The organism is Rahnella selenatireducens (assembly GCF_046449555.1).
Classification (GTDB): Bacteria; Pseudomonadota; Gammaproteobacteria; order Enterobacterales; family Enterobacteriaceae; genus Rahnella; species Rahnella selenatireducens.
The window spans coordinates 1-13,991 of the sequence record NZ_JBKEZJ010000001.1 but is presented as its reverse complement, the minus strand read 5'-3'; the positions used below and the strand labels follow the sequence as shown (position 1 = coordinate 13,991).

Below are 13,991 nucleotides of genomic sequence, written 5' to 3'. Positions count from 1 at the left end.
GTATTATCAGACGAGATAATTGTCTTGCTTCAGATGGTCTGAATGCGAGCCGAAAAAGGACTGAGTATGAGACGCGCATTACCCCTTCTGGCAATGTTGGTTGGCACATTTCTGACAACACATTCCATGACCGCAGGTGCAGCAGAATACCCCTTGCCGCCGGACAACAGCCGCCTGATTGGCGAAAACACGACGTATGTCGTGCCCAATGACGGCAAACCTTTAGAAGATGTGGCGGCTAAATACCAAATCGGGCTGATTGCAATGCTGGAAGCTAACCCGGGTACCGACCCATATTTGCCGAAAGCGGGCACCGTGCTGACCATTCCTTCGCAAATGCTGCTGCCCGACACCAAGCGCGAAGGGATTGTGGTTAATCTCGCGGAACTGCGCCTTTACTACTATCCGAAGGGTGAAAATAGAGTTGTTGTTTATCCGATTGGTATTGGCCAGTTAGGACGTAATACGCCAGAAATGGTCACTTCAGTGAGCCAGAAGATACCGAACCCGACGTGGACGCCAACGGCCAACATTCGTAAAGCTTACCTGAAAGATGGCATCACGTTGCCGGGTATGGTTCCGGCGGGACCAGATAACCCTATGGGGCTGTTTGCAATGCGTCTTTCTGCCGGTACCGGCCAGTACCTGATCCACGGGACGAATGCTAACTTCGGCATTGGTATGCGCGTCAGTTCGGGTTGTATCCGGTTGCGCCCCGACGATATCGAGTCGCTGTTTAATTCTGTGCCGAAAGGCACGCGCGTTCAGATAGTTAATCAGCCCATCAAAATTGATGTCGAGCCGGACGGAAAACGTTACATTGAGGTGCATCAGCCGCTGTCGCATACCGAGAAAGACGATCCGCAAACTAAACCCATTCTTTTGACTGCAGCGATGAAGAAATTCATCAAAAGCGATGATACTAACGCAGAGATTGTGAAAGAGGCTATCAAGCGTCGTTCAGGGATGCCTGTCGTGGTCAGTGTGGGTGATAAAGCGACGGATACGCCACCGGCAGCCAACGCGCCACAAACTGTCTCTGCGGATACGCCAACGGTAACGACGGCCAGCACGCAATAACGTTATACAGAAGCATTTAAGAAGTGATTTTCCAAAAGGAGCCATATGGCTCCTTTATTGTTTCCGAAGCTCAGGAAGTGACGCAGGAGGATTTAAAGGGGCAGACTGCAGGAGGGGGGATTCAGGAAACGAAAAAGCAGAGTAGGGAACTGACTGAATGACAGGCAAAAAAAATGGCGCACTGAGTGCGCCATTGAACTAGAGAAGTAAATATTACTTCTTGTAAGCGTGAGCTTGGTTGTCAAGACGTTGGTTAGCGCGAGCTGCATCGTCTTTAGCTGCTTGAACGTCAGAACGGATTGCGTTCACGTCGTTGCTCAGTTGGTCAACTTTAGAGTTCAGAGTAGAAACGTCTGAAGACAGTTGATCGATTTTAGCGTTGCTTGAACAACCAGCCAGCATAGTTGAAGCCAGGATTACAGCGCCCAGTACCAGTTTAGTGCGATTCATTATAAAACCCTCTAGATTAAGTTAATCTCCATGTAGCGTTACAAGTATTACACAAACTATTTTCTAATGAGAATAATTTTTTGCCGGTAAACGCTATATTTTGATCGTTCGCTCAAAGAAGCATCTTTTTTTACGAAAAAGTTAAAAATTGCAGCGAAAACAGCCTTATTCCATGGGACTTATCCCAATTTTGCTGCTACTGCTTTTAGCACTTTTTAAGTAAGAAGAGCCTTTTTGAAGAAATAGACGCTGCATTATGCAACGTCTATTAATACCCAGGTCACGTTTTTAATTAAACAACATGTACCGAAGAAGTATTGGTTGTGCCGCTTTGTACCAGCGCGCCAGAAACCATCACAACGATATCGCCTTTCTGAGCCAGACCACTTTCGATCGCGGCTTCTTTACCTATACGGTAGAAATCATCAGTAGAAGCGATTTCGTTCACCAGCTGAGTGACAACACCTTTAGTGAGGATCAGCTGACGTGCAGTGATTTCATTAGTGGTCAGAGCCAGGATAGTGGCGTGCGGGAAGTATTTACGCACAGCTATAGCAGATTTACCACCACTGGTTGCAACAACGATCAAAGGTGCATCCAGTTTTTCTGCGGTTTCTACAGCGCCACGGCAAACGGCTTCGGTGATACGCAGTTTACGATTGTCATTCTGACCGTCGATACGGCTCTGCATTACACGGTCAGTACGGTCACAGATGGTCGCCATGATGGTTACAGCTTCCAGCGGGTATTTACCTTTCGCACTTTCACCAGACAGCATGACGGCATCGGTACCGTCGATGATGGCATTAGCAACGTCGCCAGCTTCTGCGCGGGTAGGGCGCGGGTTTTTGATCATGGAATCGAGCATCTGCGTTGCGGTGATGACCACTTTGCGTGCGCGGTTACATTTTTCAATCATCATCTTCTGCGCGAAGATAACTTCTTCGACAGGGATTTCAACGCCGAGGTCACCACGAGCAACCATGATGCCGTCTGAAGCTTCGAGGATTTCGTCGAAGTTGTTCAGGCCTTCCTGGTTTTCGATTTTGGAGATGATCTGGATGTGTTCGCCACCATGTGCTTTCAGGTGTTCACGGATTTCCAGAACGTCAGAACGTTTACGGATGAAGGAAGCCGCGACGAAGTCAACGCCTTGCTCACAACCGAAGATCAGGTCACGTTTGTCTTTTTCAGCCAGTGCTGGCAGTGCGATAGAAACGCCTGGCAGGTTAACGCCTTTATTTTCGCCCAGGTCACCGTTGTTCAGCACTTTACAGGTCACTTCAGTTTCAGTGACATTAGTAACTTCCATGCCAATCAGGCCATCATCGACCAGAATGGTGTTGCCAATTTTGAGGTCAGCAGCAAAACCCTGATAGGTCACAGCAACACGTTCGGTGTTACCAATAACGCTCTGATCGGTGGTGAAAGTGTAGGTCTGACCCGCAACCAGGGAAGCGTCTTTGCCGCCTTCCAGTTTCATGGTACGGATTTCAGGGCCTTTAGTATCCAGCAAGATTGCTGCTTTATGACCGGTTTTAGCCATAACGTTGCGGATATTCTGGATGCGCTGACCGTGCTCTTCGTAATCACCGTGAGAGAAGTTCAGACGCATAACGTTCATGCCCGCATCAAGCAGTTTGGTCAGCATTTCTTCGGATTCGGTTTTCGGCCCGATGGTACAAACAATTTTGGTCTTTTTCATGACGATTTTATCTACAAGTTGTGATGGATTGGAAAAGTGTTTGCCTGACAGCATCGCTGTCCGCGCGGAATTGAGGTGTTGCCTGGTTGAATCAAATCATTACTAAGCGTAGAAGACTGTGAAAGGAATGGTGTAGTAAGTTCAGCCAAACCATAGCGATTTGTGCGATTTATCATCGCTACTGGAGTGGTCACGCTTTTATAAGTGCGATATCGACAGATCAAGGGGCTGAAACCATTCAATCGAAGAGACGATGCGTATTATAGAGGGGAACGGGGTGGGAAACCAAATAAAAAACGTGATGCTGCGCAAGCTTAGGGCAGATGACAGAGCTTTGTTGCGCAATTATCCAAAGCGGGCAGAGTAAAAACCAGAGGGCATAACAGTTTCGTCACGGTACCTTCGAAAATGCCACATTTGCGAAATATTCTTAAAAAAATACAAACGGATGGCGTCGGGTTTATTTAAAACTCAGAAAGAAATTATGCGAATGAGTGAAATCAGGTTTATTCAGAAACGGAAACCGTTCAGGGAAATTTAAGTCGGGGTGAGAAGAGTGAACGTTGCTTTGGTGCGTCCGAGTGGACTCGAACCACCGACCCCCACCATGTCAAGGTGGTGCTCTAACCAACTGAGCTACGGACGCACAATGTGCAACGGTAAAGCTTTTGAAGAATGGTGCGTCCGAGTGGACTCGAACCACCGACCCCCACCATGTCAAGGTGGTGCTCTAACCAACTGAGCTACGGACGCATCGTTTTCTTCTATGTCAGCCAGCGTTGGCGACGGGGACGAATATTAACGACCTCTCTGAATGCTGGCAAGGGAAAAAAGACATTTTACTGTCATATTGTGAGTGATTGCCGAGCTAATGCGCATTGCGTTGTTTTTTTAGGCATAACAGCCAGCAGGATGACGAAATTTTCCGCGCACAGCTTTCACTTTGCAGTACGCGGAATTTCAGACTTCGGGATTTTTAAATCCGATCAGCGGCCCGCTTTTTGCAAAATAGTAAAAGAGGGTTGTTTTTGCAGCCAGCGCATACGGATCGTCATCATCACTGCGGCAAAAGTCAGACCAAGGATAAATCCGCACCAGAATCCGCTCGGCCCCATTTGCGGTACCAGCAGATCTGTCAGCCCGAGAACATAGCCCACTGGCAGTCCCAGCACCCAATACGCAACAAACGTAATGTAGAAGATCGAACGCGTATCTTTGTATCCGCGCAGTACGCCACTTCCTATCACCTGAACCGCATCTGAAATCTGGAATAGCGCAGCAAATATCAGCAGATGAGACGCCAGTGTGACCACTTCCACATTGTCATTGTAAAGTGACGCAATTTGCTCACGGAAGATGATGGCGGTCAGGCTCGTACAACACGCCATCACAATGCCGGTCAGAATGCTGGTATAAGCCGCCACTTTGGCACCTTCCACAGACGATTCACCCAGGCGGGAGCCGACGCGGATCGTTGCTGCAACGCCAAGCGAAAGAGGGATCACGAACATCAGTGAACCGACGTTAAGGGCGATCTGGTGACTTGCGACGGCCACGATACCTAACGGTGAAACCAGCAGCGCGACAATGGCGAACAGCGTCACTTCGAAGAACAGCGCCAGCGCAATCGGCATCCCGAGCTGGATCAGACGGCGCAGCGTCGGCCAGTCAGGTTTCGCAAAGCGGGTAGGGGCTACGATATCGCGCATTGTGTAATTACGGCGCACGTAAAACCGCATCATGAAGAACATGACCCAGTAGACCGTCCCCGTCGCCACGCCACAACCGACACCGCCGAGCGCCGGCGCGCCGAATTTCCCGTAGATGAAAATGTAGTTAACGGGGATATTGACTAGCAGCCCGATAAATCCGAAGACCATACCAGGTTTGGTTTTCGACAACCCTTCACACTGATCGCGCAAAACCTGAAAGAACAGATAACCCGGCGCACCCCACATAATCGCGTGCAAATACCCGACGGCTTTTTCTTTAAGCTCAGGATCGATGTTGTGCATCAGGCCAATAAGATGGTCGCACTGATACAAGACGGCAATGATCAGCACAGAAACGCCGGAGGCCAGCCAGAATCCCTGCTGGACCTGATGACCAATTTTGTCCCGGCGTCCGGCACCGTTCAGGTGCGCGATGGTTGGCGTCAGCGAAAGTAATAAGCCGTGGCCGAATAAAATTGCGGGTAGCCAGATTGAGGTGCCGACGGCAACTGCAGCCATATCTGTTGCGCTGACCGAGCCTGCCATGATGGTATCCACCACGCCCATAGAGGTCTGGGCTACCTGCGCAAGTATGACCGGGATCGCGAGCGCTAATAAGACCCGCGCCTCTGCAAGGTACTTCTGCACTGATACACCTTTTTTGTTGATTATATTGAATAAAAAACGCCACGCAGGGCGGCATTAAAGAGTGGAAAATAGCCAGAAGATTGTACATCTTCAATATTTTTAAGCAAACAATGCTGTTAATGACCGGTTAAATAATGAAATCCGTCAATATGAGACTATTTTTGCCCACAGAGAATTGGCTTTCAATTAATTCTGCGGCAAACTGAAAGAAACGTCGGCTTAATAAAGCAGATTTAAAATTGAGGAATAGGCTATGTTTACCGGAATTGTTCAGGGAACCGGAACGGTAGTGTCCATTGACGAAAAACCGAATTTCCGTACCCATGTAGTTAGCTTGCCCGAAGATATGCTTGATAACCTCCAGCTAGGTGCTTCTGTCGCGCACAACGGTTGTTGTCTGACAGTCACAGAAGTGAAGGGAGATTTGGTCAGTTTCGATCTGATGAAAGAGACCCTGCGTCTGACTAATCTTGGTGATCTCAAGATTGGCGATCAGGTTAATCTGGAACGTGCTGCGCGTTTTAATGACGAAATCGGCGGGCATTTAATGTCCGGGCATATTATTTGTACGGCTGAAGTGGCGAAGATTCTGACGTCAGAAAATAACCGTCAAATCTGGTTCCGCATGCCGCATGAAGATTTGATGAAATATGTATTACATAAAGGATATATAGGGATTGATGGCATCAGCCTGACGATTGGCGAAGTCACCCGCACCCGTTTTTGTGTGCATTTAATTCCCGAAACACTGCAAAGAACCACGCTGGGAACGAAGCGTCTCGGGGATAAAATTAATATTGAAATTGATCCGCAAACGCAGGCCATCGTCGATACCGTTGAACGCGTGCTGGCCAGTCGCGAAGCTGCAATTGCCACTGCGCAGGCAATGATCGAAAGGGCTGAATAATTATTTTCAGCACGTGTGTGAAGAAGCACCAAAAGAAAACCGGACATTCATGTCCGGTTTTTTGCTTTTATGGCACAGCATTACTTGTCCGAGTTAACGCGGGACGCGCATACCGCCATCCACACCTTCCGGACTGAACACAACTTGCCAGAGCTGAATGTCACGAGCCCTGAACGCTCCCGCGCAGGCATTCAGATAGTAGGTAAACATCCGGTGGAAACGATCGCCGTAACGTTCTGCCAGTTCTGGCCAGTGTTTCTGGAAACGTTCATTCCAGGCCATCAGGGTACGGTCATAATCTGCGCCGATATTGTGCCAGTCTTCCATCACGAACAATGACTCGCTGTTTTGAGCAATTTGCTGGACAGACGGCAGGCAACCGTTCGGGAAGATGTATTTATCGATCCAAGGATCGACACTCAGATTTGTTTTGTTAGAACCGATGGTGTGCAGCAGGAAAATGCCGTCAGGTTTGATATTGCGTCTGGCGACATTAAAGTAGGTGTCATAATTTTTTGGACCCACATGTTCGAACATGCCGACAGAAACAACGCGATCGAACTGATCGTTAAGATCGCGGTAATCCTGAAGCAAGATGGTGACGTCCAGGCCTTCGCAGCGTTTCTGAGCCAGTTTTTGTTGCTCGGCAGAAATTGTCACGCCGACAACGCTGACGCCATAATTGCGGGCTGCAAACTCAGACAATCCGCCCCAGCCACAACCGATATCGAGTAAACGCTGGCCCGGTTTCAGTTGCAGTTTATCGCAGATCATTTTGAGTTTAGCTTCCTGCGCTTCTTCAAGCGTCGTGGCGTCTTTCCAGTAGCCACAGGAATATTGCATATATGGGTCGAGCATCAGAGTGAATAAATCATTACCCAAATCGTAATGTTCTTTCCCAACGATCCACGCACGTTTGCGGGATTGCAGATTGGTTAGGCGTGCAGCTGCGATGCGCAGTGTATCTTTGAAATGGTGGGGGAGTTTATTTTCCAAACCTGCACGGAGAACACGCTGGAAAAATATATCAAGGCGCTCACATTCCCACCAACCATCCATATAGCTTTCACCCAGACCCAAAGAACCTTCCTGTAAAACACGCTTGAAGAAGTCAGTGTTTTTTACTTTAAGGTCGAAAGGGCGATTACCGTTAACCTGGATGTCTGCCGTAGCCAGCAATTCACTGACTATCCGATACCACTGATTGTCCTGAATGCTTTGGTCTTCTATACACGATGAACTCATAGCTTCTCCATCACTTTCTCTTCTGACTTATTAACCTGCCGGGAAAAGCAAAGGCAATTTGTGCAGGTCTTTATGAGAACAGACGACTCGCGCCACGTCCGATATTCGACACCTACAGAGGAAATTTAGAAGAACACCCGCACACAAATGGCGTGCAGGAAAATCATCCTTGAAAAATAAACCAGAATAAATAGTGTGACGCGACCCTCGCGCCGGCGCTAAGTATGTAATAAAAGTATTGTAAAAATGCTATTTTATTGGGTTTTGTTGAGTATAGGCTCGCTGGCAGGCATTCTCAATAGTTAATCGCGACGAATGAAAATGTCCATTAAGTGATTGTTACTTAAGGTCATTATTGCGATCAGTTCGCATGCCTTGCTTGCTGTTTCTGCTCCGGTTCCTGTTCACCGGATTGCCCTTCTTCCTGACGCAGTGACAGCCAGCGGCCTAAAACTACCAACAGTAGTGTAGACAGCATCGTGGTGACTGTCGCCATGAGTGGTTGCACAATAAATGCGGAAACCAGCAGACTCGCGAGGAAACACAAACCCAACTGCAGGGTATTTTGCAACGCCGCGGCCTTACCTGTATTAGCAGTAAATGGCATTAATGCATTTGCGACAACAATGGGATAAATCGCGCCATTCACCAAAGCCATCATACAGAACGGAATTAACAGGCTCATCAGCCCGGCATCAGTAAATATAGCTACGCCGAACAGACCCGCAACACTGACGCCATAACCCGCCAACAGCCACGGCAGGATCTTATTCCCATCCGTTTTACTGATCAGTACGCGACATCCAAAACCGCCCAGCAGGAAAGCAATGGTCTGAGGAACATAGCTCAGGCCAATCACGCCCGGCGAATATCCCATGTCGCTGAGAATAAATGGAGAACCGGTCAGCCACGCGAAAAAGCCAGCAGAGCAGGCGGCATAAATCATCACATTACCGCTGTAAACCCGCGAAGCAAGAAGCTTCGCGAAACCGGCTTTATCTTCAGGGGCATGAACCTCCGGTGTCTTTTCGCGCAGAGTGAACGTGGTGATCAGCAGGATAACGGCTACGCCGGTCAGCAGAACGAAAATCGCCTCCCAGTCAAAATGATTAAGAACCCATGCGCCCAGCAGAGGGGCAAGCGCGGGGGAAAGCGCCACCAGCGGCATGATGCTGGCAAAGGTTTTTTTAGCAACATCGGCAGAAAAGCGATCTACCACCAGCGCCTGCCAGGTGACGGCGGCAGCACAGACGCCGACAGCTTGCAGGAAACGTAGCGCCAACAGGGCACGGACATTCTCAACCCACAGTACGCCCAGACAACCGACGACAAAGAGCGCTAAGCCGATCAGCAATACCGGTTTGCGACCGATCTTGTCGGACAGCGGCCCCCAAACCAACTGGCCGATGGCAAAGCCGCCCAGGAAAATGCTCAGGCTGGCGCTGATCATGCCCGGGCTGGTCATCAGGCTGGTTTGCATCGCGCTGAAGGCCGGAAGGTACATATCGGTCGCTAAAAAGCCAAGCATGCTCAGCCCGGCAAGATAGAGCATAAATCCAAGTGAGGGTTTCATTATTGTCTCTTTAATTTATTTAGTGCAGATGAATTGACGCAGAAATCATATCGGATGCGGAGTTTAACGCTTGGATAACAGGCTTGTGAAACGCTAATATTTGCATTCTGCTATCAAAAATATTGAAGGCTAAACAATGTGGTCCGAATATGCACTTGAAGTCGTGGACGCCGTCGCCCGAACAGGCAGTTTCAGCGCAGCCGCGCAGGATTTGCACCGCGTGCCGTCGGCCATCAGTTATACCGTGCGCCAGCTTGAACAATGGCTGGCCGTTCCTTTATTTGAGCGCAGACACCGTGACGTTGTTCTGACGCCCGCAGGGAAAGTTTTTGTCGATGAAGCACGGATTCTGACAAAAAAAATGATAGCTACCCGTCGCCAGTGTCAGCAGGTCGCAAACGGCTGGCGCGGAGAATTACGGGTGGCCGTCGACCGTATCGTTAAACCTGCGCGGACACGGCGGCTGGTGCTGGATTTCTACCGCCATTTCCCCGATACCGAGCTCATCATTCATTCGGAAGTCTTTAACGGTGTCTGGGACGCGCTGGTCGACGGGCGGGCAGATGTCGCCATCGGTGCGACGCGGGCGATCCCCGTCGGAGGGCGGTTCAGTTTCCGCGATATGGGTTTTATGGACTGGCATTGTGTGGTTAGCGTGCAACATCCGCTGGCGCAGACGTCGGGAATACTGAATGACGATCAGTTGCGGCCTTATCCTGCGCTTTGCCTGGAAGATACATCGCGGACATTGCCGAAACGCGATACCTGGACGCTGGATAACCAGCGGCGGCTGGTGGTTCCCGACTGGACGTGTGCGGTGGAATGTCTGAACGAAGGTTTATGTGTGGGGATGATGCCGGTTCACCGCGTGACGCCGTGGATTGAACAGCGGAAATTGCAGGTACTGTCGCTGGAAAATATCTTCCCCGACAGCCCGTGCTGCCTGACGTGGGATCAGAGCAATCCGTCGCCTTCGCTGGCGTGGCTGCTGGAATACATGGGCGATACGGAAACGATGAACCGGGAATGGTTGCGCGGCTGAAAAGAAAACGCCTGCATCGCAGGCGTCGAGTGAGAATTAACGGCGGTAATCCCGATACGGGCCGTCGGCCACAGAACGGCGCTCAACCAGTTTCGGATGCACTTCAATGGTCTGCGACTCTTCGCGTTTGCTGATAATTCTGTCCAGCAGCATGGTAAAGGCCATTTCGCCCAGACGTTCTTTTGGCTGATGAACTGTCGTCAGCGCCGGTGAGAAATAGCGCGCGTTACGCACGTTATCGTAGCCAATCACGGAAATATCCTGCGGTACGCGCAGGCCCAGTTCATCGGCGGCACAAATTGCGCCCATTGCCATTACGTCGCCGCCACAGAATACGGCCGTCGGACGGTTTTTCTGCATCAGAATTTTATGCATGGCCTGATAGCCCGATTCCGGCTCAAAGTCGCCCTGAACGACCCACTCTTCACGAAGAGGAATATTAGCTTCCGTCAGTGCTTTCACAAAGCCCTGAAAACGGCCGCCGCCGGTGTTTCGCGCCAGCTGTCCCGGGATCACGCCGATATCGCGATGACCGCGTTCAATCAGATAACGTCCGGCCATATAACCGCCTTCGAACGCGTTATCGATAATGCTGTCGGTGAAATTCTTACGCGCTTCGCCCCAGTCCATCACAACCATCGGGATGGAACGGTATTCTTCAAGCATATTTAGCAATTCGTCCGGATATTCCGCGCACATCACCAGTAAACCGTCGACGCGTTTTTGCGCCAGCATTTGCAGGTAGGCCTGTTGCTTCTCCAGATTATTGTGTGAGTTACACAAAATCAGCGTATAGCCTTTTGAGAAACAGCTGTTTTCCACGGCCTCAATCACTTCGGCGAAGTAGGGCGCTTCACTGGACGTTGCCAGCAGACCGATAGTTTTTGTGTTATTGACCTTCAGGCTGCGTGCCACAGCGCTGGGTGAATAGTGTAATTCTTTGATTGCAAGGAGAACCGCGGCTCGGGTTTCTTCGGCGACGAAACGGGTTTTATTGATGACGTGCGACACGGTTGTGGTGGAAACGCCAGCGCGCTTTGCGACATCTTTAATCGTTGCCATGTAAAAAATGACTCCTGTGCTCACGTGTTTCAGCACGTTAGCATTATGTTAATCGTTTGCTTGCGTGGATTTAACTGCGGACTTCGAAAAGGGCAGTGAAATCGTTGGGTGGATTCTTCAGAGTAAGGCGTGAAATGCTCTCGGGTGAAATCGACCGGCACACAGGCGTGGTAACCGACAATTTTCACTTATAATGCAGGAAAGTGGAAGTAAAATTGTCATGAACCTACTGTGATTCAGCACAAGATTTTAAATGCGAATTATGAGAAAATGCGTTGGCACACATTTAGTGTGGCTAAACCAACGCCACAATTTGATCCGTAAGGGGGTTTGATGGACAGCAACCTGAAATTTTCTTTGATCACTACGGTCTGCGCTTTGCTCGTGATTATTGCTTTCAGCTTTACCGCAGTGATGAACTGATTTGTGCGAAAGCCGCAATAAAAAAGGGCGATTACCTATAACAGGAATCGCCCTTTTCAATTTTACGCAGTCACCCATTCCGCCGATACTCTTCCCTGCAGAAACTCTTCGTTAAATGCTATTCAATGGCTGATTAGCGAAACTTCAGACTTAACGAATTGTTTATTATCGGATTGTCTTAGGGGTCATTACCCGTCGTGCGCCTACATAATGATCTTGCCAGTAATCGTCACCCAGTGAGGTGATCTTAATGTCTTCGCCGGTGCGCGGTGACTGGATAAACTTCCCGTTTCCTACGTAAACACCGACATGGTCTGCGGCGCCGCGGTTATTAATCCGGAAGAACACCAGATCGCCGGATTCTAATTCACCCCGTTTGACCGGAGCCGCATCGCGCAAGTGGTACATTTCATTGGCTGTGCGGGGCATTTTAATACGGATCAAATCTTTGTATGCGTAGTAGACCAGTCCGCTGCAATCGAAACCTGTATTCGGTGACGTTCCGCCCCAGCGGTAAGGTTTGCCGACCTGGTGCATCAGCTTGGTCATCGCGGTTTGCTGCGCATGCTGATAACGTTTTTTGTGTGTTGCGCTGAGCGTTATCGGCTTACTGTCTTCTTCACGTAACTTTTTGCCTTTGCGGTGGCGACCATACGCTTCTTTTTTACTGGCCTTTTCACTGCTGTTTTTGGCGAGAGAACGGTTTTTCGTTTCTTTCTCTGCTTTTTTCTCAGCCCGCGTTGTCTTGAGTGTCTTTTCTTTTTTACTCTCGGCCCGCGTCGTTTTTACTGTTTTTTCAGAAGGCGTCTTTCGCTTAACCAGTTCGGTGCTTTTTACTTTCTTCTTCGAAACTTTTTCCTGAGTTTTAGGTTCTGAAACCGGCGCGACTTTGGTTTTCTTGCTGGTTTTCGCAGCTGCTGTTTTTCGCTTTCGGCGTTCTTCCGGTGTGACCTGGTTGACATGACTCTTTCGCTGATCGGCAGCAACACGAGTCTGTGGCGACGCGTGAGCCATATTCAGAAACAGCTGGGTAAAGAGCAGCACAAAAAGCGTGAACAGTAAGCGCATAGCTTCGTTACCATGAGTGGTAGGGTTAAACATCAGGGATGTCAGAGTATTGCCTAAAAGAACGAGACAAAAAAGCACGAATTGCCTCGATTCTAGATCATATTGTGAGAAAAAGTTAATAGCTTTTTTTATGTCGAAATAACCGCCATTTTTAGTCAAAAAAATAACCACTTTTCATCATGTTATTATTTAAGTTAAAGAATGGGATTTTGCAAATCTGACATTATCGCCGAACGGCAAAAATGTTATTCTCGATGAATCTTTAAATATGTGAGCCTGAACGCAAGCGCTAAAGATTGTTTAGGAAAATGCCAGTATTCAGAAAGACCCCACAAAAATTGGCGTTTTTATCTGGTGGCAGCCATCGTTACAATAGAAAGCATTGTGATTGCGCACCGTCTCTGTGTGCTGCGCGTGAAGAGTAATGACCGTGACAGCCTGTACCGGCTTGAGGAAGCAAGAAATGACCACTCCAACGATTGAAAAAATTCAGAAGCAAGTTTCTGAAAACCCGATTCTGCTGTACATGAAAGGTTCTCCAAAACTGCCAAGCTGCGGTTTCTCTGCACAGGCCGTTCAGGCGCTGTCTGCGTGCGGCGAGCGTTTCGCGTACGTTGATATCCTGCAGAACCCGGATATCCGTGCTGAGATGCCAAAATTTGCAAACTGGCCAACGTTCCCGCAGCTGTGGGTTGATGGTGAGCTGGTTGGCGGTTGCGACATCGTGGTTGAGATGTTCCAGCGTGGTGAACTGCAACAGCTGATCAAAGAAACGGCTGAGAAGTACAAATCCTCTGAAGAGTAATTCAGGGCGATTCAGAAATACCGGCAGCCTGACCCGGGGTTACCGGTAAAAAAGAGCGACATTATGTCGCTCTTTTTATTTGTATTGACCCGTCCTAAATAGCGTTGACACATTTAACTCGTATATTGAGGAAAATGTGATGAACCAATATGTTAAACGTACCCAACGCGATTACTCTCTATCCTTTAAATTGGCTGTAGTCGAACAGGTCGAAAAAGGCGAAATGACTTACCGCGAGGCGCAAGACCGGTATGGTATTCAAGGCAGCCAT

Annotated in this window: 12 protein-coding genes, 2 tRNA genes and 1 pseudogene; 6 read left to right on the top strand and 9 right to left on the bottom strand. The window is 49.2% G+C overall.

Annotated features, from left to right (window positions below):
* Positions 1-66: 66 nt before the first annotated feature.
* On the top strand, positions 67-1,080 hold the full coding sequence (locus tag ACLBVC_RS00075; protein WP_410147391.1) for a L,D-transpeptidase family protein: 1,014 nt from the start codon (positions 67-69) through the stop codon (positions 1,078-1,080).
* Between the two features lie 213 nt (positions 1,081-1,293).
* Here ACLBVC_RS00075 and ACLBVC_RS00070 read toward each other — a convergent pair whose 3' ends face one another.
* The 5 genes from ACLBVC_RS00070 to ACLBVC_RS00050 form a co-directional block, all read right to left on the bottom strand.
* Entirely contained in the window at positions 1,294-1,530 is a 237-nt protein-coding gene (locus ACLBVC_RS00070; protein WP_013576093.1) for a major outer membrane lipoprotein, read from the bottom strand.
* 292 nt (positions 1,531-1,822) lie between these two features.
* Positions 1,823-3,235: a pyruvate kinase PykF gene (gene pykF / locus ACLBVC_RS00065; RefSeq protein ID WP_410147390.1), complete on the bottom strand. Its 1,413-nt coding sequence runs from the start codon at positions 3,233-3,235 to the stop codon at positions 1,823-1,825.
* Positions 3,236-3,804: 569 nt separating this feature from the next.
* Positions 3,805-3,881: transfer RNA gene (locus ACLBVC_RS00060), tRNA-Val, on the bottom strand.
* Between the two features lie 30 nt (positions 3,882-3,911).
* A tRNA-Val gene (locus ACLBVC_RS00055) sits at positions 3,912-3,988 on the bottom strand.
* A 233-nt stretch (positions 3,989-4,221) separates the two neighbouring features.
* Complete coding sequence (locus ACLBVC_RS00050) at positions 4,222-5,595, bottom strand: MATE family efflux transporter (RefSeq protein WP_410147389.1); 1,374 nt, start codon at positions 5,593-5,595, stop codon at positions 4,222-4,224.
* 253 nt (positions 5,596-5,848) lie between these two features.
* On the opposite strand from ACLBVC_RS00050, the gene ACLBVC_RS00045 reads away from it, so the two are divergent.
* Positions 5,849-6,502 (top strand): riboflavin synthase subunit alpha, encoded by a 654-nt coding sequence (locus ACLBVC_RS00045; RefSeq protein ID WP_410147388.1) that lies wholly within the window; start codon positions 5,849-5,851, stop codon positions 6,500-6,502.
* Positions 6,503-6,595: 93 nt separating this feature from the next.
* Here ACLBVC_RS00045 and cfa read toward each other — a convergent pair whose 3' ends face one another.
* Both cfa and punC read right to left on the bottom strand, forming a co-directional pair.
* On the bottom strand, positions 6,596-7,747 hold the full coding sequence (cfa, locus tag ACLBVC_RS00040) for a cyclopropane fatty acyl phospholipid synthase (protein WP_410147387.1): 1,152 nt from the start codon (positions 7,745-7,747) through the stop codon (positions 6,596-6,598).
* Positions 7,748-8,108: 361 nt separating this feature from the next.
* Entirely contained in the window at positions 8,109-9,320 is a 1,212-nt protein-coding gene (punC, locus tag ACLBVC_RS00035) for a purine nucleoside transporter PunC (RefSeq protein ID WP_410147386.1), read from the bottom strand.
* A gap of 136 nt (positions 9,321-9,456) precedes the next feature.
* On the opposite strand from punC, the gene punR reads away from it, so the two are divergent.
* Positions 9,457-10,362: a DNA-binding transcriptional activator PunR gene (gene punR / locus ACLBVC_RS00030; protein ID WP_410147385.1), complete on the top strand. Its 906-nt coding sequence runs from the start codon at positions 9,457-9,459 to the stop codon at positions 10,360-10,362.
* Positions 10,363-10,398: 36 nt separating this feature from the next.
* On the opposite strand, the gene purR is transcribed toward punR, so the two are convergent.
* Positions 10,399-11,424, bottom strand: a complete 1,026-nt coding sequence (purR, locus tag ACLBVC_RS00025) for an HTH-type transcriptional repressor PurR (protein ID WP_104922527.1) — start codon at positions 11,422-11,424, stop codon at positions 10,399-10,401.
* A 333-nt stretch (positions 11,425-11,757) separates the two neighbouring features.
* Here purR and cydH point away from each other — a divergent pair, with 333 nt between their 5' ends.
* Positions 11,758-11,847, top strand: coding sequence for a cytochrome bd-I oxidase subunit CydH (gene cydH / locus ACLBVC_RS00020; protein ID WP_104922526.1), 90 nt, complete (start codon positions 11,758-11,760; stop codon positions 11,845-11,847).
* Positions 11,848-12,012: 165 nt separating this feature from the next.
* On the opposite strand, the gene ACLBVC_RS00015 is transcribed toward cydH, so the two are convergent.
* Positions 12,013-12,915: a C40 family peptidase gene (locus ACLBVC_RS00015; RefSeq protein WP_410148058.1), complete on the bottom strand. Its 903-nt coding sequence runs from the start codon at positions 12,913-12,915 to the stop codon at positions 12,013-12,015.
* Positions 12,916-13,378: 463 nt separating this feature from the next.
* Here ACLBVC_RS00015 and ACLBVC_RS00010 point away from each other — a divergent pair, with 463 nt between their 5' ends.
* On the top strand, positions 13,379-13,720 hold the full coding sequence (locus ACLBVC_RS00010; protein WP_015697793.1) for a Grx4 family monothiol glutaredoxin: 342 nt from the start codon (positions 13,379-13,381) through the stop codon (positions 13,718-13,720).
* Positions 13,721-13,859: 139 nt separating this feature from the next.
* Positions 13,860-13,991: pseudogene (locus ACLBVC_RS00005) on the top strand (IS3 family transposase); the annotation flags it as partial.

Coding starts and splice junctions, on each gene's coding strand:
- ACLBVC_RS00075 (WP_410147391.1), top strand. CDS start 67: ATGAGACGCGCATTACCCCTTCTGGCAATGTTGGTTGGCACATTTCTG.
- ACLBVC_RS00070 (WP_013576093.1), bottom strand. CDS start 1,530: ATGAATCGCACTAAACTGGTACTGGGCGCTGTAATCCTGGCTTCAACT.
- pykF (WP_410147390.1), bottom strand. CDS start 3,235: ATGAAAAAGACCAAAATTGTTTGTACCATCGGGCCGAAAACCGAATCC.
- ACLBVC_RS00045 (WP_410147388.1), top strand. CDS start 5,849: ATGTTTACCGGAATTGTTCAGGGAACCGGAACGGTAGTGTCCATTGAC.
- cfa (WP_410147387.1), bottom strand. CDS start 7,747: ATGAGTTCATCGTGTATAGAAGACCAAAGCATTCAGGACAATCAGTGG.
- punC (WP_410147386.1), bottom strand. CDS start 9,320: ATGAAACCCTCACTTGGATTTATGCTCTATCTTGCCGGGCTGAGCATG.
- punR (WP_410147385.1), top strand. CDS start 9,457: ATGTGGTCCGAATATGCACTTGAAGTCGTGGACGCCGTCGCCCGAACA.
- purR (WP_104922527.1), bottom strand. CDS start 11,424: ATGGCAACGATTAAAGATGTCGCAAAGCGCGCTGGCGTTTCCACCACA.
- cydH (WP_104922526.1), top strand. CDS start 11,758: ATGGACAGCAACCTGAAATTTTCTTTGATCACTACGGTCTGCGCTTTG.
- ACLBVC_RS00015 (WP_410148058.1), bottom strand. CDS start 12,915: ATGCGCTTACTGTTCACGCTTTTTGTGCTGCTCTTTACCCAGCTGTTT.
- ACLBVC_RS00010 (WP_015697793.1), top strand. CDS start 13,379: ATGACCACTCCAACGATTGAAAAAATTCAGAAGCAAGTTTCTGAAAAC.